This window comes from Actinophytocola sediminis, assembly GCF_054779715.1.
This window is the reverse complement of the sequence record NZ_BAAGXS010000009.1, coordinates 145969-152282: the sequence shown is the minus strand read 5'-3', so window position 1 is coordinate 152282 and position 6314 is coordinate 145969. Positions and strand designations below refer to the sequence as shown.

Here is a 6314-nt window from a genome sequence, read left to right as displayed (position 1 = left end):
GCTGCACCGACCCTCACGGGCCGGTGAGGATCGCAACCGTCGTCGAGCCACTGCCGCAACTGGCCAGACCGGCGGGCTGCACCGACCCTCACGGGCCGGTGAGGATCGCAACCGTCGTCGAGCCACTGCCGCAACTGGCCAGACCGGCGGGCTGCACCGACCCTCACGGGCCGGTGAGGATCGCAACACCGCCGACCAGGCACGGAAGGCGAAGATCGATCTCGGCTGCACCGACCCTCACGGGCCGGTGAGGATCGCAACTTCGGATTGACCGGCCACCTGGGTGGCCACTGATTCCAGCTGCACCGACCCTCACGGGCCGGTGAGGATCGCAACTTCGGATTGACCGGCCACCTGGGTGGCCACTGATTCCAGCTGCACCGACCCTCACGGGCCGGTGAGGATCGCAACTTCGCCGATGACGGTGATGTGTCCGCGCTCGAGNTGAGGATCGCAACTTCGCCGATGACGGTGATGTGTCCGCGCTCGAGGGGCTGCACCGACCCTCACGGGCCGGTGAGGATCGCAACTCCGCGTCAGCGATGGCCTGCGCTTCGGCGGCGCGCGCGCTGCACCGACCCTCACGGGCCGGTGAGGATCGCAACTCCGCGTCAGCGATGGCCTGCGCTTCGGCGGCGCGCGCGCTGCACCGACCCTCACGGGCCGGTGAGGATCGCAACTACGGCTACCGCCCCTCGTCGGAGGAATGGGTGACGCTGCACCGATCCTCACGGGCCGGTGAGGATCGCAACATGACGTTTTCCGTCATCTTGGGATCACCTCCCTCGGGCTGCACCGACCCTCACGGGCCGGTGAGGATCGCAACGTTGCGGCGGTACGCGGTGTTCACCGCGCGGGTGAGGGCTGCACCGACCCTCACGGGCCGGTGAGGATCGCAACGTTGCGGCGGTACGCGGTGTTCACCGCGCGGGTGAGGGCTGCACCGACCCTCACGGGCCGGTGAGGATCGCAACCTGGTCGACACCATCCGCATGGGGCTACAGCACCGGCTGCACCGACCCTCACGGGCCGGTGAGGATCGCAACCATCGCGACAGTGGCTCTGGTCGTCGCGCTCGCGCGTAGCTGCACCGACCCTCACGGGCCGGTGAGGATCGCAACGCCTGGCGTGAGGGCGCGGACTTCGGGCGGCGCAGCGCTGCACCGACCCTCACGGGCCGGTGAGGATCGCAACCACCTGTAGTGCCGTCCGGCGAGGATCGCGCACCGCGCACGCTGCACCGACCCTCACGGGCCGGTGAGGATCGCAACGTGATCGTCCGGTGTCGGGTGTACGACGCGTACCGGCTGCACCGACCCTCACGGTGAGGATCGCGACACGTCGGTCTCGGACCCCGCCACGGTGAGTGTGCCCTGGCTGCACCGACCCTCACGGGCCGGTGAGGATCGCAACCGACACGGGTTGGTGTGCCGCTGGTACTGCTCGCTGTACCGGCTCGAGCAGGGCTTGCCAGGACCACAACGAAGGGCGCATGAGTATGAGTTGGGTCGAGATCCAGGGTCTCAATTGGGGTCTCATTCAGGGCCGTTCACGGACGCCCGCGCAGAGGTTTAGAAGGCTTGTGACCTGCGGATACGTACCTCGGTGAACACCGCTGAACGGTGTTGCGTAGATCTTGAAAACAGGAGACCTTCACGGGTCCGGGGGTTCAAATCCCTCCGCCTCCGCATAGTCTGACCAGCAGAAACGTACTTGGTGGGCGTTTCCGTCAGCACGTCTGTGGTTGGCGGGGTCTCATTTCGAGTCTCATTTGCGCGGCTGGTGCGCACGCGCCTGACAGATGATGGCGTGATTTCTGTCACGTCGGGGTAAGTGGAATGCATCATTCCACCTGTTTGGGGCGTCGGGTGACGCTCGTCGGGCTCGTGCCGGCCGGTGGCGCCTGAATCAGCAAGTGGAATAGGTCGTTCCATTTGCTAGCGTCCTGGCATGGACACCACGCGTTCCACCGGTTCCGATCGGCCCTTGCGCCGTGACGCGCAGGCGAATCGGGAGCGCATCATCGAGGCCGCCAGGGAAGTGTTCGCGGTGCGCGGGGTGTCCGCGACCTACGACGACGTCGCTCAGCAGGCCGGTGTCGGTGTCGGTACCGTCCACCGCCGCTTTCCCTCGAAGGAGCTCCTGCTGGAAGCCGCTCTCGAGGAGCGGCTGGAACAGCACGCCATCGCGATCGAGGCGGCGCTGGACGCGCCGACGGGGTGGGCGGGATTCGTCAACTTCCTGCAGCGTGCCGCCGAGCTCCACGCCACCGATCGCGGCATGCGCGACATCGAGCTCGGCGCCGATTTCGGCACGCGTTACCTCGCCCGGATCCGCGATCGGATCATGCCCGTGGTCCGGCAGTTGGTTGAGCGCGCCGTGTCCGAGGGGTCACTGCGGCCGGATGTCACCGCGGAAGACGTACCCCTGCTGCTGGCGATGATCAGCGAGGTCGCTCTGCACAGCCGTGAAGTGAACCCCGGCGCCTGGACGCGCTATCTGCGCATCGTGATCGACGGCCTGCGCGCGGCGCCGAACACCAGTGATCTCCGCACGCCGATGACCAGCGCCGAGATCGAAGAGCTGCTGCGGCAATGGCTTCCCGGCATCCCTCGGCGCACCTGAACCACCTCACCAGTTTGGATTCGGCATGCTCGCCTACGAAATCACCGGCTTCGGTGGACCGGAGGTGCTCCGCCTCGGCAGTCGGTCCGAGCCGCTTCCCGGTCCGCACGAGGTGGTCGTCGCCACTCGTGCGATCGGCCTGAACCCCATCGACCTCCTGCAGCGGTCCGGCACCTTCCGGTTCGCCAGTCCGGCCGGGTTCCCGTTCGTGCCCGGCAACGAGTTCACCGGTGTCGTGGTGGCGACCGGGACGGCGGTGACCTCGCTGTCCGTCGGCGACGCCGTCTTCGCCCGTACAGACAAAGCACGGCTCGGCGCGCTCGCGGAACGGGTCGCCATCGAGGCGGAACTGGTGGCGCCCTTGCCGCGCAGCCTCGACTTCGTCGCCGCCGCGGCGGTCCCGCTCGCCGGAACGACTGCCCTGCAGGCGATCCGCGACGCGCTGGCTGTCCGGCAGGAGGACCGTCTGCTCGTCACGGGCGGCTCCAGCACGGTCGGCATGTTCGCCATCCAGCTCGCCGCGCGCACCGGTGCCTCCGTGGCGACAACGGCATCGGCCGGCAGCACGCCCTTGCTGCGCGAGCTGGGTGCCGACGAGGTGATCGACTACCACACCCAGGCGGTCGACACCGGCCGTGACCGGTTCGACAAAGTGCTGGACCTGGTCGGCGGCACCTCAGCCGCGGCGCTCTCGAACGTCGTGGCCCGAGGTGGCCGCCTGGTCACCGTGTCCGCCACGCCCACCCCGGGATCGATCCGGCACGACTACCCGATGAGCCTGTGGCGGGCCGGTGTGCTGGAGACCGTGCTCAGGCTCGCCACGCTCGGCCCACGACGCCGCGCCCGCCGGGGTGGCTATGCCTACCGGTTCCTGTCCATGCGTCCCAGCGGCGACGACCTGCGCGTGCTCTCCTCGTTGATCGACGGCGGCGCACTGCGCGTGAAGATCGACAGCACCTACGACTTCGACCAGGCCGCCGATGCCTTCGCCCGCGTCGCATCCCGTCGGGCGAAGGGCAAGGTCGTCGTCCGGGCTGTCGAGTCCTGAACGGCCAGCATGTCCACCAGAAGACGAGAGGAAGACCCATGTCCGGCACCGAGACAGCGTCCGCGAGCTTGTTCACCCCGGAGTTCTTCCAGGACCCGCATTCCGTCCAGGCCGCGTTACGAGCTGAGGCACCAGCCAGCGAGGTGGTCACGTCCCAGGGGAACCACATCTGGGTGGTCAGCCGGTACGCGGAGGCCAGGGCCATGCTGGCCGACCCGACCGTGCGGAGAAACCGTGCCGACTCGGGCGCGGCCACAACCCCTGACGGTGCGCCCGACCTGAGCCGGCACATGCTGTCGATGGATCCGCCGGATCACACCCGGCTGCGTCGACTGGTTACCAGGGCGTTCACCGCCCGGCGCATCGAGCTGATGCGGCCACGGGTCGAGGAGATCACCGCCGACCTGCTGGGCCGGCTCTCCCCCCGCGATGAGGTCGACCTGCTGGACGTTTTCGCGTTCCCGTTGCCCATCACCGTGATCAGCGAGCTGCTCGGAGTGCGGCAGGAGGATCGCGACGAGTTCCGCCGCTACTCCAACGCCCTGATCTCGGACTCCAGCCCGGAACAGGCTCGAGCAACCGGCAGCTGGATGGCCGCCTACTTCACCGAGCTGGTCGCGGCCAAGCGGGCCGCCCCGGGCGAGGACCTGCTGTCCGCGCTGATCGAGACCAGTGCGGACAGCGACCGGCTGAGCGAGCGGGAACTGGTCTCGATGGCGTTCCTGCTGCTGGTCGCCGGCCACGAGACGACGGTCAACCTGATCGGCAACGGTGTGCTCGCCCTGCTCACTGCCCCGGAGCAGCTTGAGCGGCTCAAGGCGGACCTGTCGCTGCTGCCGGCAGCGGTCGAGGAACTCCTCCGCTTCCGCAGCCCGGTCAACATGTCGACGTTCCGGTTCACGACCGAACCGGTCGTGTTGGGCGAGGTGACCGTGCCGGCCGGTTCGACCGTGCTGGTCGGACTGGGCGCCGCCAACCGGGACGACGACCGTTTCGACCACGCGGAGCGGCTCGACCTCACCCGTCCGGCCAGCGGGCACCTGGCGTTCGGCCACGGCATCCACCACTGCCTGGGTGCGCCCCTGGCACGGCTCGAGGGTGAGATCGCGTTCCGCGGTCTGCTCACCGCCTTTCCGGACATGAGGCTGGCCACGCCCGCGTCGGAACTGAGGTGGCGGGCGAGCGTCCCCATCCACGGGCTCATGGAACTTCCCGTGGTGCTGTGATGCCCATGCCGACAGTGGAGCCGCAGCGCTACGAGCCGACGAGCGCGGTGTATCCGCCTGAGTTGCGGTCGTCGGTGCGTAGGCGCGCGTGTATGTGCATGTCATGCCATCCGTCTGCATGGCGCGTGACGCTCCGCCGGGTGCCTTCGACATCGAACCCGAGCTTGGCGGCAACACGGCATGACGCCAGATTGGCCGTCGAGTGCTCCAACGAGATTCTGTGCAAGTGAACAACATCGAAGATCCATTGCGTCAGGGCATGCGTGGCGCGCACGGCAACCCCTGTGCCTCGGGCGTCGGGCAGCACCCAATAGGACAATTGTGCCGATGCCTCGAACAGCGAGATGGTGCGTAGGCCGACTTGTCCGATCGGTTGATCATCGCAGTTGTTGACAATTGCCCAACTGGCATCTGTCTCGTTGTTCCAGCGCGTCGTCCAGTCAGCTATCCAGCCACGGGCTTCATCGTGAGTGTCCATGCGCCGTATGTGCCACCGCTGGATGTCGGGGCACTCGAATGCTGTCGTCACGGTCGTGGCGTCACTCTCGCGCCACGGCCGTAACTCCAGACGATGGTCGATGCCAAGGTGTGGTTGTCGGTGGGCTCGCAGTGAACCGGCGGGCTGGGCTGGGCCGACGAGGAGAGGCATTCGTGCACGATCGCACCGCAGGACCCGGATGACATCGCCATGCTTTGCGGCTGCGATTCATAACCCTTCTGGCGCTGGTTGGGCACGCGGTGTGACGGTGGTCAACCTCGCGGTGCGTCGCACGTCCCCTGAAGCAATCCGTGGCTTCACGGTGGATTTGATGGGGAGTCGATGAAGATGTTGAGAAGAACTGGACTGCTGTTGGCGGTCTTGGTCGCCGTCATGGGGATAGTGCTGCCGGCGAGCGTGGCCACGGCGGATCCGTACTGCGGGATCACCTGGGGTTCGGGGGCGAAGACGGCGTCGCCGACGACAACCGGCGAGATGGTCGGGCTGCGTGCCGGCGAGCACGATTGCTATGACCGGTTGGTGTTCGACATCGACGGGTCGGCCAACGGCTTCTGGGTGTCGTATGTGGACACTGTGACCGAGGACGGGAGCGGTACGCCGATTGCCTTGCGTGGCGGGGCGCGGCTCTCGATCTCGGTGCACGCACCGGCCTATGACGAGTCCTTCACGCCGACCTACACCTACGCGAACCGGTCGGAGCTGGTGAATGTCAACGGTTATCAGACCTTCCGGCAGGTCGCCTGGGCTGGCTCCTGGGAGGGGACGACGACGGTGGGCCTCGGTGTCCGGGCACACCTTCCTTTCCGGGTGTTCACGCTGCCCGGTCGGATCGTGATCGACGTCGCGCACCATTGGTGACCTGACCTTGGGGCGGGCCGTCTCGACCTGGCTCGCCCCGGAGGTCATCGGGTGACGT

Annotated in this window: 5 protein-coding genes; 4 read left to right on the top strand and 1 reads right to left on the bottom strand. The window is 67.4% G+C overall.

The genetic code is table 11. From position 1 onward, the window contains the following. Window positions 1–1950 precede the first annotated feature (1950 nt). From ACYVIP_RS05950 to ACYVIP_RS05940, 3 genes are read left to right on the top strand one after another with little or no spacing between them, the layout of a single operon-like run. On the top strand, window positions 1951–2625 hold the full coding sequence (locus ACYVIP_RS05950) for a TetR/AcrR family transcriptional regulator (protein ID WP_460392841.1): 675 nt from the start codon (window positions 1951–1953) through the stop codon (window positions 2623–2625). Between the two features lie 25 nt (window positions 2626–2650). After that, window positions 2651–3673 carry an NADP-dependent oxidoreductase gene (locus ACYVIP_RS05945; RefSeq protein ID WP_460392839.1) on the top strand — a complete coding sequence of 341 codons (1023 nt, stop codon included), beginning with the start codon at window positions 2651–2653 and terminating at the stop codon, window positions 3671–3673. 38 nt (window positions 3674–3711) lie between these two features. Then, window positions 3712–4899: a cytochrome P450 family protein gene (locus tag ACYVIP_RS05940; RefSeq protein ID WP_460392837.1), complete on the top strand. Its 1188-nt coding sequence runs from the start codon at window positions 3712–3714 to the stop codon at window positions 4897–4899. 28 nt (window positions 4900–4927) lie between these two features. Here the strand turns inward: ACYVIP_RS05940 and ACYVIP_RS05935 are convergent, their stop codons facing one another. Continuing rightward, on the bottom strand, window positions 4928–5548 hold the full coding sequence (locus ACYVIP_RS05935; RefSeq protein WP_460392835.1) for a GNAT family N-acetyltransferase: 621 nt from the start codon (window positions 5546–5548) through the stop codon (window positions 4928–4930). A 177-nt stretch (window positions 5549–5725) separates the two neighbouring features. On the opposite strand from ACYVIP_RS05935, the gene ACYVIP_RS05930 reads away from it, so the two are divergent. Continuing rightward, window positions 5726–6256: an AMIN-like domain-containing (lipo)protein gene (locus ACYVIP_RS05930; protein ID WP_460392833.1), complete on the top strand. Its 531-nt coding sequence runs from the start codon at window positions 5726–5728 to the stop codon at window positions 6254–6256. The last annotated feature ends 58 nt before the right edge of the window (window positions 6257–6314 follow it).

Bases quoted from the DNA above. Each gene is read 5' to 3' on its own strand.
- ACYVIP_RS05935 (WP_460392835.1), bottom strand. From the start codon at position 5,548: ATGCCTCTCCTCGTCGGCCCAGCCCAGCCCGCCGGTTCACTGCGAGCC.
- ACYVIP_RS05940 (WP_460392837.1), top strand. From the start codon at position 3,712: ATGTCCGGCACCGAGACAGCGTCCGCGAGCTTGTTCACCCCGGAGTTC.
- ACYVIP_RS05930 (WP_460392833.1), top strand. From the start codon at position 5,726: ATGTTGAGAAGAACTGGACTGCTGTTGGCGGTCTTGGTCGCCGTCATG.
- ACYVIP_RS05945 (WP_460392839.1), top strand. From the start codon at position 2,651: ATGCTCGCCTACGAAATCACCGGCTTCGGTGGACCGGAGGTGCTCCGC.
- ACYVIP_RS05950 (WP_460392841.1), top strand. From the start codon at position 1,951: ATGGACACCACGCGTTCCACCGGTTCCGATCGGCCCTTGCGCCGTGAC.